The sequence below is a fragment of the Corynebacterium sp. TUM25015 genome, assembly GCF_056393505.1.
Genome location: NZ_CM150783.1, coordinates 352,023 through 366,610 on the forward strand (window position 1 = coordinate 352,023; position 14,588 = coordinate 366,610).

Here is a 14,588-nt window from a genome sequence, read left to right on the forward strand (position 1 = left end):
GCGAGGGCGTTAGCAAGAAACGAAAAAGACCCCTACCACAGCAAAGTGCGGGAGGGGGTCTAGCGCTACAGCCGCCTAAGCAGCCGTAGCTGCCATAGCAGGCTGAGCTCTCAGAGCTGCAGGGACTAGCGAGCCTTCTCGATGATCTCGGTCAGGCGGAAGTGCTTGTCCTTGGACAGCGGGCGGGTCTCCTCGATGCGAACGCGGTCGCCTACGCCGGCGGTCTCGTTCTCATCGTGGACCTTCACGCGGGAGTTACGGCGCATGATCTTGCCGTACAGTGCGTGCTGCTTGCGGTCCTCAAGCTCGACCACAATGGTCTTGTTCATCTTGGTGGAAACAACGTATCCGGAGCGGACCTTGCGGGCGCCCTTCTCGTTCTCCACAGCTGCGTTGTCATTCACGGTTGCCTCACTCATGCTGCGTCACCACCTGGGTTGGTAGACAGCCCGAGCTCGCGCTCGCGCAGGACGGTGTAGATGCGGGCGATGTCGCGCTTGACAACACCCAGACGACGGTTGTTGGTCAGCTGGCCGGTCGCAGCCTGGAAGCGAAGGTTGAACAGTTCTTCCTTCGCCTCGCGCAGGCGGGTGGTCAGCTCTTCGTTGTTGAGCTCGCGGAGCTCATGTGCCGGAGTTCCGGTAGCCATTAGAACTGATCCTCCTTCTTCACGATGCGAACCTTGCAGGGCAGCTTGTTACCAGCGCGGCGCAGGGCCTCCAGAGCAACCTCTTCATTCGGGTAAGAGGCCTCGAAGAGGATACGACCCGGCTTGATGTTGGCAACCCACTTCTCCACAGGACCCTTACCGGAACCCATACGCACGCCGAGCGGCTTCTGGGTCAGCGGACGGTCCGGGAAGATGTTGATCCACACCTTGCCGCCACGCTTCATGTGGCGGTTAATGGCGATACGAGCGGACTCGATCTGACGGTTGGTGATGTAGGTCGGCTCCAGGGCCTGCAGGCCGTAGTCGCCGAACGTTACGCGGTTGCCGCCCTTGGACACGCCACGACGGGTCGGGCGGTGCTGGCGACGGTACTTAACGCGCTTCGGGATAAGCATTTGTCTTAGCCCTCCTGCTTCTGCTCAGCGCGCTGGCGACGTGCGCCACCGCGACGTGGACGCTCACGACGACCGCGAGACGGGCGCTCGTCGCGTGCATTCATCAGGCTCTCGCGACGGCCACCGACAACGTCACCCTTGTAGATCCACACCTTGACGCCAATGCGTCCGAAAGTGGTGTGAGCCTCGTAGGTGCCGTAGTCGATCTCAGCGCGGAGGGTGTGCAGCGGAACGCGACCCTCGTGGTAGCGCTCGGTGCGGCCCATCTCCGCGCCGCCCAGGCGACCGGAGCAAACAACCTTGATGCCCTTGACCTGCGGCTGGCGCATAGCGCCCTGGATTGCCTTGCGCATTGCACGACGGAAGGCAACGCGGTTGGTCAGCTGCTCAGCGATGGACTGTGCCACCAGCTGTGCATTGGCATCGATGTTCTTGACTTCGAGGATGTTCAGCTGAACCTGCTTGCCGGTGAGCTTCTCCAGCTGGCCGCGGATGCGGTCAGCCTCGGAGCCACGACGGCCGATCACAATGCCCGGACGGGCAGTGTGGATGTCAACGCGAACCCGGTCGTGGGTGCGCTCGATGACAACGTCGGCGATGCCGGCGCGGTCAAGACCCTCGGACAGGAAGTCGCGGATCTTGATGTCCTCAGCGAGGTAGTCAGCGTACTGCTTGTCGGCGTACCAGCGGGAGCGCCACTCGGAAGTGATACCCAGCCGGAGGCCGTGGGGGTGGATTTTCTGGCCCACTACTGAGCACTTCCCTTCTGGCTCTCGACGACCACAGTGATGTGGCTGGTGCGCTTGCGGACGTGGAAAGCACGACCCTGGGCGCGGGGACGGAAACGGCGCATGGTCGGACCCTCATCGGCGTAAGCCTCAGAGATGACCAGCGTCTGCGGATCCAAGCCGAAGTTGTTCTCGGCGTTGGCGGCTGCCGAAGCAACGACCTTCGCGACCGGCTCGGAAGCGGCCTGCGGAGCGTACTTCAGGATCGCCAGGGCGTCCTCGACGGACTTGCCACGGATCGTGTCGATCACGCGGCGAGCCTTCATCGGAGTAACGCGGACGAAACGCGCGGTTGCGCGTGCGGTGGTTACGGTGTCAGACATAATTATCGACGACCCTTCTTGTCGTCCTTGACGTGACCCTTGAAGGTCTTCGTAGGAGCGAACTCACCTAGCTTGTGACCGACCATGGAATCATCGATGAACACCGGCACGTGCTTGCGACCGTCGTGGACGGCGAAAGTGTGGCCAATGAAATCGGGAAGAATGGTCGAGCGACGGGACCACGTCTTGATGACGTTCTTGTTGCCCTTTTCGTTCTGAGCGTCCACCTTCGCAAGGAGGTGTTCGTCGACGAATGGGCCCTTCTTCAGGCTGCGTGGCATTCTCTACTACCTCCTCTTAGCGCTTCTTGTTCTTGTTGGAGCGACGACGGCGAACGATCATCCGGTCGCTTGGACGGTTCGGCTTGCGGGTGCGTCCCTCAGGCTGACCCCAAGGAGACACAGGGTGACGACCACCGGAGGTCTTACCCTCACCACCACCGTGCGGGTGGTCAACCGGGTTCATCACAACACCACGGACGGTCGGGCGAACGCCCTTCCAGCGCATACGGCCAGCCTTGCCCCAGCGGATGTTGATCTGCTCCTGATTGCCGACCTCACCGATGGTTGCGCGGCAACGGATGTCAACGCGACGGATCTCGGTGGACGGCATACGCAGAATTGCGTACTTGCCTTCCTTACCCAGCAGCTGGATGGAGGCACCAGCGGAACGAGCCATCTTGGCGCCGCCGCCCGGCTTCAGCTCCACAGCGTGGATGGTGGTACCGGTCGGGATGTTACGCAGCGGCAGGTTGTTACCAACCTTGATGTCAGCGTTCGGGCCGGACTCCAGCAGAGCGCCCTGCTTCAGGCCACGCGGAGCGATGATGTAACGCTTCTCGCCATCGCGGTAGTGCAGCAGCGCAATGTTAGCGGTGCGGTTCGGGTCGTACTCGATGTGAGCGACCTTGGCGATCACGCCGTCCTTGTCGTTACGACGGAAGTCGATAACGCGGTAGCGGCGCTTGTGGCCACCACCCTTGTGACGGGTAGTGATGTGGCCGTGAACGTTACGGCCACCGGTCTTCGACAGCGGGCGCAGCAGAGACTTCTCGGGAGTTGAACGGGTAATTTCCGCGAACTCGGAGACAGAACTCTGGCGGCGACCCGGCGTAGTCGGCTTGTACTTACGAATAGCCATACTCTTGCTTCCTCTTTACCTTTCGGTATCCGGCCGCCCTTAGGCGGTCGCTCCACCGAAGATGTCGATCGGATCGCTGCCGGCGACCAGGGTCACCATGGCGCGCTTGGTTGCCTTGCGCTGGCCGTAGCCGGTGCGGGTGCGCTTACGCTTGCCCTCACGGTTAACGGTGTTAACGCTGGCGACCTTCACACCAAAAATCTGCTCGACGGCAATCTTGATTTGGGTCTTGTTAGAGCTGGGGTTAACCAGGAACGTGTAAACGTTCTGCTCCATCAGGCCGTAGGACTTCTCAGACACGACCGGAGCGATGATGATATCGCGAGGATCAGCTACAGTGCTCACTTTGCCTCCTCCTTGGTCTTATCTGCGGCGTTGATGAAGGCGTTCAGTGCCTCCACGGAGAACACAACATCGTCTGCGTTCAAAACGTCGTAGGTGTTCAGCTGGTCGTTAACCAGGGTGTGCACCTGCGGCAGGTTGTTTACGGACTTCCATGCGGTGACGTCTTCGCGGGTCAGAACGACCAGCACGGACTTACGATCCGTCAGACGCTCGATGAAAGTGCGAGCAGCCTTGGTGGACGGGGTCTGGCCTGGAACCAGCTCCTCAACCACGTGGATGCGGTTGTGGCGCACGCGATCGGTGAGGGCGCCACGCAGAGCGGCAGCCTTCATCTTCTTCGGGGTGCGCTGGGAGTAATCGCGCGGCTGCGGGCCGTGCACCGTGCCACCACCGGTGAAGTGGGGAGCGCGGATGGAGCCCTGACGTGCGCGACCGGTGCCCTTCTGGCGGAACGGCTTACGGCCACCGCCGGAGACCTGGCCACGAGTCTTCGTAGCGTGGGTACCCTGACGCTTTGCTGCGAGCTGAGCGGTAACGACCTGGTGCATCAGTGCGACGCTTGCCTCTGCATCAAAGATGGATGCGGGCAGCTCGACCGTGCCGTTGGTCTTACCGTCAGCGGTGTGGACATCAAGCTTTAGATTGCTCATGCGTGTGCACCGCCCTTCACTGCGGTCTTGACAACGACGAGGCCGCCGTTGACACCCGGAACTGCACCCTTGATCAGGAGCAGGTTGGACTCTGCGTCGACCTTGGCAACCTTCAGGTTCTGCTGGGTAACGCGGTCGTTACCCATGCGGCCTGCCATGCGCTTGCCCTTGAACACGCGGCCTGGGGTGGCAGCCTGTCCGATGGAGCCCACGCGGCGGTGTGCAGCCTGGTTACCGTGAGCAGCACCCTGGCCAGCGAAGCCGTGGCGCTTCATGCCGCCGGCGTAGCCCTTGCCCTTGGTGGTGCCCGTCACGTCGACGAACTTGACATCGTTGAAGATGTCGACGGTGACGTCCTGGCCTACCTCGTAGCTGGATGCGTCTGCAACGCGGATCTCAGCGACGTGGCGGCGCGGAGTCACGCCAGCCTTCTTGAAGTGACCAGCGGCCGGCTTGTTTACCTTGCGCGGGTCGATCTCGCCGAAGGCGATCTGTACGGCTTCGTAGCCGTCGGTTTCCTTGGTACGCACCTGGGTTACGACACAAGGCCCAGCCTCGACGACGGTAACCGGTACAACACGGTTCTCTTCGTCGAAGATCTGGGTCATGCCGAGCTTCTTGCCCAGGATGCCCTTGATCTCAATATCACTCATAGTTTCTCTTCCGCTGCCGTTTCAGTAGTTCAGACTCGTTTGCCGCTTACTGAATGTTGACGTCGACGCTGGCCGGAAGATCGATGCGCATGAGAGCGTCAACGGTCTTCGGGGTTGGGTCGAGAATGTCGATCAGACGCTTGTGCGTACGCATCTCGAAGTGCTCGCGCGAGTCCTTGTACTTGTGCGGAGAACGGATGACGCAGTACACGTTCTTTTCAGTTGGCAGTGGCACTGGGCCGACAACACGAGCGCCGGTACGGGTTACCGTCTCGACGATCTTCTTGGCAGAAGCGTCGATAGCCTCGTGATCGTAGGCCTTGAGCCTAATGCGGATCTTCTGTCCCGCCACGCTTGTCCTCTTCCTTCAAAGCGCTCTTGCTGTATTCACAGCAGAAAAGCACGCTTCTTATCTGTCTTAGTCTTAACGCTGTCCGGCCTAGGGGCCTGGTCCAGTCGCCAGTGTCGCTTGTGTCTTACATTTACTTGTTTGTGCCATCGACGGAATGCGGGTCATTTTGGTTTTAATGAACACACGCCATCAGCACTTGGATTATCAAGTGATGTAACAACACCCGGTTCCCGCCCCTTACTCGCTCCACGATCAGTCTGGTTCAACCGAGACCTTTTATAAACCTTATATATGGAGCAAAGCTTGGAAACGCGTTCCGCGCCTTGTCGGAAGGATTGTCCTTCGCTTACTGCCGCTGTTCATTTACCATGCCCCATCCTCCGGCACCCGCGGTCGGGCGTGTCGCCCTTCCACTTTTTAAGTACCGCACAGCAAAGTAGCCCCACTGCGATCCTTTCGGATCACTGTCGCGAGGTTCTTCACCGACGATGGATCATGCTCACTTCACCATCGACACCTTCTTGGCCGCGATGCTGGACACTCTGCGTATCCAACTAGCCTCATGTGCCGTGTTAAAGCAACGTCAAGTATTCAACCACACCGGGCGCGCCGAAACCAAATCCCTTTCTTCTTTTCTTTGTGACGCCCCAACGCACCCACCGCCTTACACTCCACCGAAGGGTTGAGCACTACAATCGCCCCATAGTCAAGTTGGAAAGTGGATGACTTCTAGGTGGCGTCATCGATAAGGAGACACTGCAATGAGCGACTCCCCGAAGCGCGTGATTGGGCGCATCCCTCCACCGAAATCGGCATCCTCTAATCGGCCAGCGCAGTTTAGAAGGCCGACTGAAGAACCTGATGCGGAGTTTTCAACACCGCACAGCGAACGTGCCCAAGTAGCTCAGCGTAGGAAAGCAGAAGCAATCGGGCGGGTTAAGAGCCGACCGAAGCATCGCAAGCGTGACCTCCATAGGCAGAAGCGTTCACAAGGGAAGAGCGTGCCACAAACTCGGAGGCGCAGCGATCGCATTCGCCTCACAGTAGCGCGCATTGGGGTAGCGATTTTTGCTGTCCTAATCACGGTGGCGCTTTGGCAGAGGGAGGATCCGGTCCAACCCCCAGAAGGCTTGGAATCCAATGAAGTCATTGCAGAGCAATCGCCTCCTATTTCCCCGTCGCAGGCAGTAGAGATGTTTATTCCCGCGATTGATGTGCACGCCGAGTTTCAAGATAGTTCTTGCCGGGTGAAGGATGGCGCCATCAATCCGGAAACGATGGATAAGGCATGCACCTACACAGCGGGCGACCGTCCTTACTCTCTGCCGGGCACAAACTCTCCGGACATCGTGGTAATTGCCGGACATACGGGCGCCGGCGTACCCGCAGTGTTTAACAACCTCTATGACGGATCAGCCGACCACCATAGGGTTCAGGTCGGCGACAAGCTTTATGTCCGCACGGTGGACTCGGGTGATAACTGGCTGGTCTATACGGCCACTGATTTACACGACCCCATGAAGGAAGGACTCTCAGAGGATTCCAGCATTTGGGGCGAGGGCGCCAGCCCGGGGCGCCTGCTGACGATCAGCTGTATCCAACCGGCAAACCCTTTGCAATCATCTATTCGAAATGCGGTTGTAGGTTGGCAGTTCCAAGGAACTTCAAATACGGCTAACAATTCTGACTCGAAAGATTCTTAGGAATCCCCCTCAGCCTCCAGAGCGTCCAGAGTACAGCGATAGCCGATTGCGCCTAGTCGAAACGCTTCACCCCCATATGAACGTATTCCATAAGATTCTTAATATAACTTAATGACAGTAGTGGCGTATGTTGCTAGTGTTACCCGTGTTACTTTGACGTGAACTGTAACACGATCACACGACCCAAAATTCTCGAAGGAGATACCATGAAGCGTTTCTCGCAGTCCCTGACCGCAGTCGCAATGGCTGGCGCGCTGACCATCGGTGGCGCGACCGTCGCACAGGCTCAGATCCCCGCCCCCGCTGAGATCACCGTCGACGGTGTCCTGTACCAGAAGCAGGCCGACGGTTCCTACAAAGCCAAGACCGACCTCGGCAATCCACAGACCCTGACCGCTGATCAGGCTCAGGCCGAGTGGGAGAAGCAGCAGGGCACGCAGCCTGCCCCAGGCACCGAGGGCGAGGGTGACCAGACCGCTCCGGACGCTGAGGGCGAGGGTGACCAGACCGCTCCGGACTCCAACGATCCGGAGGGCATCCCGGCACCAGCTACCAAGCTGGACAAGGATGGCAACACCTGCTACCAGCACCTGCAGGATCCAACTGTGTACGTGAAGGATCGTAACCAGGTCAACGCTCCCATCACCGACGAGATGCGCGCAGAGTGCGCCACCGATACCGAGCAGAACCCGGAGTTCGACAAGAAGAAGCTGGCTTGGCTGGCACTGCCGGCTACCCTGATTATCGGTGGCATCGTCTGGCACCTCGCTAACGACGGCAAGACCTACGTCAAGGACGAGAACAGCAAGGAAGCTCCGTCTGCCGAGGAGAAGGCAGCTTCCGACAAGATGCTGCAGAACAACAAGGACGAGGTCATTGCCCAGGGTGGCAAGCTGGCTGGCGACAACACCGGCAACGCTACCGAGGCAACCACTGAGCGTGGCATGCTGGCACAGACCGGCTCCAACACCGCTGCACGTGGCCTGGCTGCCCTGGCCGTCGTTGCAATGATTGCAGCCGGCGCCTTCGCTGTTCGCCGCAAGCTGTTCGCTTAAGGCCTAAGGCGGCTAAGCCGCAAAGCGCCTCAGCGCACAAACTCCTGAACCCACCTTCCTCACGGCCACGCCGTGCAGGGGGTGGGTTTCATGTATTCGGTGGCGCCTTCCACTCCCCTACGACTGTTGAACACTACAATCGCCACATAGTGGATTTTTAGGCCGAATGGCACCGAGGTGGCGTCACCCGAAGAAGGAACACCAATGAGCGACTACCGAAGCAACCCTGAGTATCTGCGCCAACGGCGCGCACTAGTTCGGAAGCACCACCCCGACGCGGGAGGAAGCGACGCAGAACTCATCGAGGCACTGCGAGTATTAGACGCGGCCTGGGATCGGCGCGCGCGACTACGCCGACAAGTGCAAGAACACCGACCTAGCTTCATTTCTGAGGAGACGGCAGACCAGGCTTTGGACGCCGCTGAGCAAGCCGTTGGCGTGGCCGAGAATCTTGCACGCAGCGCCGGAAGGTTCGCCGGCAATGTCCGCCGTACCCTCTTCCACAAACTGCCCCAGGAGTTTCGGCGCGGCTATCAGGAGGGAGACAACGAGTGACCACCCTTTACCAGCAGATCGCCCACGAGCTGCGTGAGGACATCCGTAGCGAGCGGTTCGCGGTCGGGGAACCACTACCGAGTGAGAAGGAGCTTTCGGAGCGCTTTCACGTAGCCCCCGGAACTATGCGGCAGGCTCTTAACGTGCTGGTAGACGAAGGAACCCTTAGTTCCAAACGCGGTGCCCGCAAGGTCGTCATGCGGATGCCCGCTCGCTTTCCGGAGATCTCCAAGTTCCGAAGTTTCGCACAATGGGCCTATGGACGCGGACGAACCCCTGGCGGGCACGTCATCAAACAAGAATGGGTCGAACAAACTGAGCAAGACTCACAGCTGTTGCGAATCCCCGACGGCCAACAGGTACTCACGGTTCTACGCGTCCGCACCATTGACGGTGCACCTGTCATGCTAGAACGCACACGCTACCCCGCTTGGGTGGGCGCGAAGGTCGCAGCTATGGATCCAACGTGTCCCTCTGTCACTAACGAACTAGCGGCGCGTCACAATATCCACTTCTTCGCCGCAGACAATGTCTTCTCGGCCTCTAAAGCTGGAACCGTTGATGCCCAGTGGTTGCCGCTGGCTGCTGGTGATCCAGTTTTGGTACACCGCCGTTTGTCACGCGATGCTAAAGGCTCGCCGTTGGAGATGAGTGAGGATCGCTATCTTGCCGACGCCCTTAGTATCGCCGTCCCGACGTCTGGAAAGAACAACGTTCTCAGTTGGACCACGTTGAATCAATTCCCCTGGGAATAGGTTGCACGGATACCTTCCTGAATACAAAAAGACTCCGGGCTCTTTAAAGAACCCGGAGCGTTTTCCGTTTAGCGCCGTAGCGCTAAGCGGAGATCAGCGTGAAGTAGTGATTACTACTTGGTGATCTTGGTAACGCGACCAGCGCCAACGGTGCGGCCACCCTCACGGATAGCGAAGCGCAGGCCCTCGTCCATTGCGACCGGCTGGATCAGGGTGACGGACATGTCAACGTTGTCGCCCGGCATAACCATCTCGGTGCCCTCCGGCAGCTTCACAACACCGGTAACGTCGGTGGTGCGGAAGTAGAACTGCGGACGGTAGTTGTCGAAGAACGGGGTGTGGCGGCCGCCCTCGTCCTTGGACAGAACGTAAACGGAGCCCTCGAACTCGGTGTGCGGGGTGTACGCGCCCGGCTTAGCAACGATCTGGCCACGCTCAACGTCCTCGCGCTTCAGACCACGCAGCAGCAGTGCAGCGTTGTCGCCAGCCTCTGCGGTGTCCAGCAGCTTGTTGAACATCTCGATGGAGGTAACGGTGGTCTTCTGGGACTTCTCGCGGATACCCAGGATCTCGACCTCATCGTTCAGGTTCAGGATGCCACGCTCAACACGGCCGGTAACAACGGTACCGCGACCGGTAATGGTGAAGATGTCCTCAACCGGCATCAGGAACGGCTTGTCGGTCTCGCGCTCCGGATCCGGGATGGAGTCGTCACAAGCCTGCATGAGCTCGAGGATCTGCTTGCCCCACTTCTCGTCGCCCTCCAGGGCCTTCAGTGCGGAGATGTGAACAACCGGAGCTTCCTCGTCGAACTCCTGCTCGGCCAGCAGCTCGCGAACCTCCATCTCGACGAGCTCCAGCAGCTCCTCATCGTCAACCATGTCGCACTTGTTCAGTGCAACCAGGATGTAAGGAACGCCAACCTGGCGAGCCAGCAGAACGTGCTCGCGGGTCTGCGGCATCGGGCCATCGGTTGCAGCAACAACCAGGATAGCGCCGTCCATCTGAGCAGCACCGGTGATCATGTTCTTGATGTAGTCGGCGTGACCCGGAGCGTCAACGTGAGCGTAGTGGCGCTTCTCGGTCTCGTACTCAACGTGGGAGATGTTGATCGTGATGCCACGCTCCTTCTCCTCCGGCGCCTTATCGATGGCGTCGAAAGCGAAGGACTTGTTGGCCTCGGGGAATGCGTCAGCCAGAACCTTGGTGATCGCGGCAGTGGTGGTGGTCTTGCCGTGGTCGACGTGACCAATGGTGCCGATGTTTACGTGCGGCTTGGAACGCTCGAACTTAGCCTTCGCCACTTTGTGTCCTCCTGGACTGCTCGGTGGCTACGACTCTCGCAGCCACATTAACTTTTATTCCCAACCAGCTGCTTCCCCGCAGTTTGCGGATTGCTCACTGGCTAGTTTTCTTACTTCTTGCCGAATTTCAGATTATCCGTGTAACGAACATCTTCGCCTCGACTTTGTGTTTCGAGGCCAGTCGCGCTACACGCGAACTGGGTAACGGCCAGCACACCGCATCCTACGTCACTGTACCCCATCTAGAAAAATTAGCCTCTGTAAGCAAAGCCAAAACCCCACATAAATTAGGGTAAGCCCTTAGAGACAACTATTTCTAGCCGTCTTAGCTAGTTATCTATTTGGTTACTTTTTGACGCAGGCCTGCGCCGTGCTGACCCCTACCCCGCAAGGCCCCTCACCCCGTGAACCCTCTTGTCAGCCCCGTTACGACGGAGCCTTGGGCGTCACAAAGATGAAGGAAGCCTTAGCTAGAGAGGGGCGGAAACGACCCCAGTATTAGGCCTGGCCTCCGGTGCGCTCCGCGATGATGTCGGAAGCAACGTTGGTCGGAACCTCACCGTAGGAGTCGAAGATCATCGAGAAGTTTGCACGACCGGCGGTGCGGGAACGCAGGTCACCGATGTAGCCGAACATCTCAGACAGCGGCACCTTAGCCTTGACAACCTTGGCGCCAGCACGGTCGTCCATGGAGGAAACCTGGCCACGACGGGAGTTGATGTCGCCGATGACGTCGCCCATGTACTCCTCAGGGGTGATGACCTCAACAGCCATCAGCGGCTCCAGCAGAACCGGCTTTGCCTTGGCAACTGCTTCCTTCAGAGCCTGAGAACCGGCCAGCTTGAAGGCCATCTCAGAGGAATCGACCTCGTGGTAAGCACCATCCAGCAGGGTGGCCTTGATGTTTACCAGCGGGAAGCCGGCCAGGTAGCCGTACTGCATAGCGTCCTGGATACCAGCGTCGACAGACGGGATGTACTCCTTCGGCACGCGACCACCGGTGACCTCGTTGACGAACTCGTAGGTCTCCTCGGAGCCCTCCTCCGGCGCGTAGGGCTCGACGGCAATGATGACGCGCGCGAACTGACCGGAACCACCGGTCTGCTTCTTGTGGGTGTATTCCAGCTTCTCGACCGGCTTGCGGATGGTCTCGCGGTAAGCAACCTGCGGGTTACCGATGTTCGCCTCAACCTTGAACTCGCGGCGCATACGGTCAACCAGAACGTCCAGGTGCAGCTCGCCCATACCGCCGATGACGGTCTGGCCGGTCTCTTCATCCAGCTTAACGGTGAAGGTCGGGTCCTCTTCCGCCAGCTTCTGGATAGCGGTACCCAGCTTCTCCTGGTCAGACTTGGTCTTCGGCTCGATGGCGACCTCGATAACCGGATCCGGGAAGTCCATGGACTCCAGGATGACCGGATCCTGAGCGTCACACAGGGTGTCACCGGTGGTGGTGTCCTTCAGGCCGATGAAGGCGTAGATGTGACCAGCGGATGCACGATCCACCGGCTGCTCCTTGTTGGAGTGCATCTGGAACAGCTTGCCGATGCGCTCCTTCTTGTCCTTCGTGGAGTTGGTGACCTGCGCACCGGACTCAACGGAACCGGAGTAAACGCGGACGTAGGTCAGCTTGCCGAAGAACGGGTGTACGGCAACCTTGAATGCCAGAGCGGAGAACGGCTCGTCCTTGGAGGGCTTGCGCAGAACCTCAACCTCGGGATCCTTAGCGTCGTGGCCCTTGATGGAGCCGACGTCCATCGGGTTCGGCAGGAAGTCGATAACAGCGTCCAGCATCGGCTGGATGCCCTTGTTCTTGTAAGCAGAACCACAGTAAACCGGGTAAACCTCGGAGTTAACGGTCAGCTTACGGATCTGTGCCTTCAGCTCATCAACGGTGAGTTCCTCACCGGCGAAGTAGCGCTCCATGAGCTCCTCGTCGGACTCAGCAACGGTCTCGACGAGCTTCTCGCGGTACTCCTCGGCCTTGTCCTTGAGGTCCTCCGGAATGTCCTCGTAGGTCGGCTCCGCACCGATCTCCACCTTGCCGCGCCAGGTAACAGCACGCATGTTCAGCAGGTCAACGATGCCGTCGAAGTCATCCTCAGCACCGATCGGCAGGGCCATTACCAGTGGCTTTGCACCCAGGCGGTCGACGATGGTCTGCACCGTGTAGTAGAAGTCTGCGCCCAGCTTGTCCATCTTGTTGACGAAGCAAATACGCGGAACGTCGTACTTGGTTGCCTGGCGCCAAACCTGCTCGGACTGCGGCTCCACGCCTTCCTTGGCGTCGAACACAGCCACCGCACCGTCCAGGACACGCAGGGAGCGCTCCACCTCAACGGTGAAGTCCACGTGGCCGGGGGTGTCGATGATGTTGATCTGGTTACCTTCCCAGAAACAGGTGGTAGCAGCGGAGGTAATGGTGATACCACGCTCCTTCTCCTGCTCCATCCAGTCCATCGTGGAGGCGCCATCGTGGGTCTCACCGATCTTACGGTTAATACCGGTGTAGAAAAGGATGCGCTCCGTGGTGGTGGTCTTACCAGCATCGATGTGCGCCATGATGCCGATGTTGCGGACCTTCTTCAGGTCGGTCAACGCTTCAAGTGCCACTGGGTTACCCCGCTCATTTCGTTGTTGAGCGACTTTGCTGGAACTTCCATGTTGTTCACATTGTTGTTCAGTAGTGCTTCTAAAAGCCCCGAAAGCCGCAGGCGATTACGTACTCGTTCTATTGTGCCAGCTTTACGCTGTCACGTCTCGTTGAGGGTCTGCTGTTTTCTAGTGTTTTCTCGTGTCTACTAGTTAGCGCCCTCACGCGCTTAATAGCACGATAGCCCCACTACCCCTATATGAAGTTGAGGGTTGTGAGGCTATAAAACCACTGTTACCAGCGGTAGTGGGCGAAGGCGCGGTTGGCCTCTGCCATCTTGTGAGTGTCTTCGCGACGCTTCACGGATGCACCCAGACCGTTGGATGCGTCCAGGATCTCGTTGGCAAGACGCTCGGTCATGGTGTTCTCACGACGCTGGCGGGTGAAGGTCACCAGCCAACGCAGTGCGAGGGTGGTGGAACGGCCGGGACGAACCTCAACCGGAACCTGGTAGGTAGCGCCACCAACACGGCGGGAACGAACCTCAAGAGCCGGCTTAACGTTGTCGAGAGCCTTCTTCAGGGTGAGGATCGGATCGGTGCCGGTCTTCTCGCGGCACTGCTCCAGAGCGCCGTAAACGATGCGCTCTGCGGTGGACTTCTTACCGTCAAGGAGAACCTTGTTAACCAGCTGGGAGACGAGAACGTCGCCGTAAACTGGATCCTTGACTAGCTGTCGGGAAGGTGCTGGACCCTTACGTGGCATTGTTTACTTCTCCTTCTTAGCGCCGTAGCGGGAACGTGCCTGCTTGCGGTCCTTAACACCCTGGGTGTCGAGGGAACCACGCACGATCTTGTAACGAACACCCGGGAGGTCCTTCACACGACCACCGCGGACGAGCACCATGGAGTGCTCCTGCAGGTTGTGGCCCTCACCCGGAATGTAGGCGGAAACCTCGATACCGGAGGTCAGGCGAACACGAGCGACCTTACGCAGTGCGGAGTTCGGCTTCTTCGGGGTAGTGGTGTACACACGGGTGCACACACCGCGGCGCTGCGGGGAGCCCTTCAGCGCAGCAGTGGCAACCTTCGTGCTCTTATCGTGACGGCCCTTGCGGACCAGCTGCTGAATAGTTGGCATAGATGAACTTTCTTTCGGTTCTTTCGGTGCAGTATCGCAACGCGGCCACCGAAGTGGTGACTGCCCTGCGGGTTGAGCATTTGTAGCTTTGGGGATCCCAAAGGATGCGCACACACGAAAAATAAGGGGCTCTTCCTTACGGGGCCTCTTCCGTGGTGTATCACCCC

The 14,588-nt window shown here is 59.1% G+C and carries 19 protein-coding genes; 4 read left to right on the top strand and 15 right to left on the bottom strand.

The window, feature by feature from the left end; all coding sequences use genetic code 11:
* Positions 1–125: 125 nt before the first annotated feature.
* Genes rpsQ through rpsJ form a run of 11 tightly spaced genes read right to left on the bottom strand, consistent with a single transcriptional unit; the run spans position 126 to position 5,316 of the window.
* Positions 126–419 (bottom strand): 30S ribosomal protein S17, encoded by a 294-nt coding sequence (rpsQ, locus tag AC06DS_RS01625; protein WP_005291953.1) that lies wholly within the window; start codon positions 417–419, stop codon positions 126–128.
* Positions 416–649, bottom strand: a complete 234-nt coding sequence (gene rpmC, locus AC06DS_RS01630) for a 50S ribosomal protein L29 (RefSeq protein WP_005291954.1) — start codon at positions 647–649, stop codon at positions 416–418. Before rpmC ends, rpsQ begins: the two co-directional genes overlap by 4 nt.
* Positions 649–1,065 (bottom strand): 50S ribosomal protein L16, encoded by a 417-nt coding sequence (rplP, locus tag AC06DS_RS01635; protein ID WP_005291957.1) that lies wholly within the window; start codon positions 1,063–1,065, stop codon positions 649–651. Before rplP ends, rpmC begins: the two co-directional genes overlap by 1 nt.
* A 5-nt stretch (positions 1,066–1,070) precedes the next feature.
* The gene (gene rpsC, locus AC06DS_RS01640) at positions 1,071–1,814 is read right to left on the bottom strand and encodes a 30S ribosomal protein S3 (RefSeq protein WP_035012120.1); all 744 of its coding nucleotides are present in this window, start codon (positions 1,812–1,814) and stop codon (positions 1,071–1,073) included.
* A complete protein-coding gene (gene rplV, locus AC06DS_RS01645) occupies positions 1,814–2,176 on the bottom strand; it encodes a 50S ribosomal protein L22 (protein ID WP_111711900.1) in 363 nt (120 codons plus the stop codon). The genes rpsC and rplV overlap by 1 nt, the downstream gene beginning before the upstream one ends.
* A 2-nt stretch (positions 2,177–2,178) precedes the next feature.
* Positions 2,179–2,457: a 30S ribosomal protein S19 gene (rpsS, locus tag AC06DS_RS01650; RefSeq protein WP_005291963.1), complete on the bottom strand. Its 279-nt coding sequence runs from the start codon at positions 2,455–2,457 to the stop codon at positions 2,179–2,181.
* 16 nt (positions 2,458–2,473) lie between these two features.
* Positions 2,474–3,316 carry a 50S ribosomal protein L2 gene (rplB, locus tag AC06DS_RS01655; RefSeq protein WP_005291966.1) on the bottom strand — a complete coding sequence of 281 codons (843 nt, stop codon included), beginning with the start codon at positions 3,314–3,316 and terminating at the stop codon, positions 2,474–2,476.
* Between the two features lie 39 nt (positions 3,317–3,355).
* On the bottom strand, positions 3,356–3,661 hold the full coding sequence (gene rplW, locus AC06DS_RS01660; protein WP_005291980.1) for a 50S ribosomal protein L23: 306 nt from the start codon (positions 3,659–3,661) through the stop codon (positions 3,356–3,358).
* The gene (rplD, locus tag AC06DS_RS01665; RefSeq protein WP_005291982.1) at positions 3,658–4,311 is read right to left on the bottom strand and encodes a 50S ribosomal protein L4; all 654 of its coding nucleotides are present in this window, start codon (positions 4,309–4,311) and stop codon (positions 3,658–3,660) included. The genes rplW and rplD overlap by 4 nt, the downstream gene beginning before the upstream one ends.
* A complete protein-coding gene (rplC, locus tag AC06DS_RS01670) occupies positions 4,308–4,964 on the bottom strand; it encodes a 50S ribosomal protein L3 (protein ID WP_005291985.1) in 657 nt (218 codons plus the stop codon). The genes rplD and rplC overlap by 4 nt, the downstream gene beginning before the upstream one ends.
* A gap of 46 nt (positions 4,965–5,010) precedes the next feature.
* Complete coding sequence (gene rpsJ, locus AC06DS_RS01675) at positions 5,011–5,316, bottom strand: 30S ribosomal protein S10 (protein WP_010120790.1); 306 nt, start codon at positions 5,314–5,316, stop codon at positions 5,011–5,013.
* Positions 5,317–6,446: 1,130 nt separating this feature from the next.
* Between rpsJ and AC06DS_RS01680 the strand changes: the two genes are divergently transcribed.
* The 4 genes from AC06DS_RS01680 to AC06DS_RS01695 all read left to right on the top strand — a co-directional run bounded on the left by AC06DS_RS01680 (position 6,447) and on the right by AC06DS_RS01695 (position 9,384).
* Positions 6,447–7,019, top strand: coding sequence for a sortase (locus AC06DS_RS01680; protein WP_477100823.1), 573 nt, complete (start codon positions 6,447–6,449; stop codon positions 7,017–7,019).
* Positions 7,020–7,225: 206 nt separating this feature from the next.
* On the top strand, positions 7,226–8,074 hold the full coding sequence (locus tag AC06DS_RS01685) for a hypothetical protein (RefSeq protein ID WP_477100824.1): 849 nt from the start codon (positions 7,226–7,228) through the stop codon (positions 8,072–8,074).
* 204 nt (positions 8,075–8,278) lie between these two features.
* Positions 8,279–8,629 (top strand): hypothetical protein, encoded by a 351-nt coding sequence (locus AC06DS_RS01690; protein WP_005291991.1) that lies wholly within the window; start codon positions 8,279–8,281, stop codon positions 8,627–8,629.
* Positions 8,626–9,384, top strand: coding sequence for a GntR family transcriptional regulator (locus AC06DS_RS01695; protein WP_477100825.1), 759 nt, complete (start codon positions 8,626–8,628; stop codon positions 9,382–9,384). The genes AC06DS_RS01690 and AC06DS_RS01695 overlap by 4 nt, the downstream gene beginning before the upstream one ends.
* A 113-nt stretch (positions 9,385–9,497) precedes the next feature.
* Here AC06DS_RS01695 and tuf read toward each other — a convergent pair whose 3' ends face one another.
* The 4 genes from tuf to rpsL form a co-directional block, all read right to left on the bottom strand.
* Positions 9,498–10,688 (bottom strand): elongation factor Tu, encoded by a 1,191-nt coding sequence (gene tuf / locus AC06DS_RS01700; RefSeq protein WP_005291995.1) that lies wholly within the window; start codon positions 10,686–10,688, stop codon positions 9,498–9,500.
* Between the two features lie 498 nt (positions 10,689–11,186).
* Complete coding sequence (fusA, locus tag AC06DS_RS01705; protein ID WP_005291997.1) at positions 11,187–13,301, bottom strand: elongation factor G; 2,115 nt, start codon at positions 13,299–13,301, stop codon at positions 11,187–11,189.
* Between the two features lie 274 nt (positions 13,302–13,575).
* Positions 13,576–14,046 carry a 30S ribosomal protein S7 gene (gene rpsG / locus AC06DS_RS01710; protein WP_005291999.1) on the bottom strand — a complete coding sequence of 157 codons (471 nt, stop codon included), beginning with the start codon at positions 14,044–14,046 and terminating at the stop codon, positions 13,576–13,578.
* Positions 14,047–14,049: 3 nt separating this feature from the next.
* Positions 14,050–14,421 (bottom strand): 30S ribosomal protein S12, encoded by a 372-nt coding sequence (gene rpsL / locus AC06DS_RS01715; protein WP_034971062.1) that lies wholly within the window; start codon positions 14,419–14,421, stop codon positions 14,050–14,052.
* Positions 14,422–14,588: the final 167 nt, after the last annotated feature.